The organism is Pseudomonas sp. Sample_24, from assembly GCF_004307605.1.
Classification (GTDB): Bacteria; Pseudomonadota; Gammaproteobacteria; order Pseudomonadales; family Pseudomonadaceae; genus Aquipseudomonas.
Map to the genome: position 1 here is coordinate 1 of NZ_RCNW01000358.1, position 2,071 is coordinate 2,071.

A 2,071-nucleotide genomic window follows, 5' to 3' on the forward strand; every position below is an offset into this window, starting at 1 on the left:
GCTTCTTTCTCTTCAGCATCGTCTTTCGACTTGATCGAGAGCTGGATTACGCGGCTCTTGCGATCAACGCTGATGATCTTGGCTTCTACTTCCTGGCCTTCTTTCAGAACGTTGCGCGCGTCTTCAACGCGGTCACGGCTGATTTCGGAGGCTTTCAGAGTCGCTTCGATATCGTCGGCCAGGGTGATGATGGCGCCTTTAGCGTCAACTTCTTTCACGATGCCCTTAACGATTGCGCCTTTGTCGTTCTCTTGAACGTACTCGGAGAACGGATCGCTTTCCAGTTGCTTGATGCCCAGGGAGATGCGCTCACGCTCTGGGTCAACCGACAGGATAACGGTGTCCAGCTCGTCGCCCTTCTTGAAACGGCGTACGGCTTCTTCGCCCACTTCGTTCCAGGAGATGTCGGACAGGTGAACCAGACCGTCGATGCCGCCGTCCAGACCAATGAAGATACCGAAATCGGTGATCGACTTGATGGTGCCGGAGATTTTATCGCCCTTGTTGAACTGGCCAGAGAAATCTTCCCATGGGTTAGATTTGCACTGCTTGATGCCCAGGGAGATACGACGACGCTCTTCGTCGATGTCCAGAACCATGACTTCCACTTCGTCGCCGACTTGTACGACTTTCGAAGGGTGGATGTTCTTGTTGGTCCAGTCCATTTCGGAAACGTGTACCAGACCTTCAACGCCTTCTTCCAGCTCAGCGAAGCAGCCGTAGTCGGTCAGGTTGGTTACACGAGCGGTAACGCGAGTGCTTTCTGGGTAACGGGCTTTGATAGCAACCCATGGATCTTCGCCCAGTTGCTTCAGGCCCAGGGAAACACGATTGCGCTCGCGATCGTACTTCAGAACCTTGACATCGATCTCGTCGCCAACGTTGACGATTTCGGAAGGATGCTTGATGCGCTTCCAAGCCATGTCGGTAATGTGCAGCAGGCCATCGACGCCACCCAGATCGACGAATGCGCCGTAATCGGTGAGGTTCTTGACGATACCTTTGACTTGTTGGCCTTCCTGCAGGGATTCCAGCAGAGCTTCGCGCTCGGCGGAGTTCTCGGCTTCCAGGACGCTGCGACGGGAAACGACAACGTTGTTGCGCTTCTGGTCCAGCTTGATGACCTTGAATTCCAGCTCTTTGCCTTCCAGGTGCGTGGTGTCGCGCACTGGACGGACGTCAACCAGAGAACCTGGCAGGAACGCACGGATGCCGTTAACGTCGACAGTGAAGCCGCCTTTAACCTTACCGTTGATAACGCCCTTGACCACTTCTTCGGCTGCGAAGGCAGCTTCCAGAACAATCCAGCATTCAGCGCGCTTGGCTTTTTCACGGGACAGCTTGGTTTCACCAAAGCCGTCTTCAACCGAGTCCAGCGCAACGTGAACTTCGTCACCGACGTTGATAGTCAGGTCGCCAGCGTCGTTGTAGAACTGCTCAAGCGGGATGAGTGCTTCAGACTTCAGGCCAGCGTGAACGGTTACCCAGCGAGCTTGGTAATCGATATCAACGATAACACCGGTGATGATGGAGCCTGCCTGAAGGTTCAGGGTTTTTAGGCTTTCTTCAAAGAGTTCCGCAAAGCTTTCGCTCATTTTAATTCCTGTTGATGAGGGCGAAGAATACGCCCATCTCCACACCCCAGACGGTGTGGGTTAGTTTCATTTAGAAGAAGCGCCCCAGGACTATGACTGGTCCCCTGCGGCCTTCTTGGTCACCCGGCGATATCGCGAATGGCGATCTCGCTCATGATGCGTTCCAGCACCTGATCGATGGACAATTCCGTGGAATCCAGCTGTATGGCGTCAGCCGCCGGCTTGAGCGGGGCTACCGCTCGCTGGGTGTCACGCTCATCGCGTGCACGTATCTCATCTAGCAGACTCGACAGACTAACACCATCGACTTTGCCCTTCAACTGCAAGTATCGACGGCGCGCACGCTCCTCGGCACTGGCGGTCAGGAAAATCTTCAGCGGCGCGTCCGGAAAAACCACCGTTCCCATGTCCCGGCCATCGGCCACCAGGCCCGGCGCTTCCTGGAATGCACGCTGGCGCTGCAGCAGCGCCTCGCG

The 2,071-nt window shown here is 55.6% G+C and carries 2 protein-coding genes; both read right to left on the reverse strand.

Features of this window, described 5'->3' with window-relative positions; genetic code table 11:
• Positions 1-1,595, reverse strand: a 1,595-nt coding sequence (rpsA, locus tag D8V06_RS20650) for a 30S ribosomal protein S1 (RefSeq protein ID WP_130931692.1), incomplete at its 3' end; no start/stop codon positions are given.
• A 119-nt stretch (positions 1,596-1,714) separates the two neighbouring features.
• On the reverse strand, positions 1,715-2,071 hold a 357-nt coding region (cmk, locus tag D8V06_RS20655; protein ID WP_130931693.1), incomplete at its 5' end, for a (d)CMP kinase.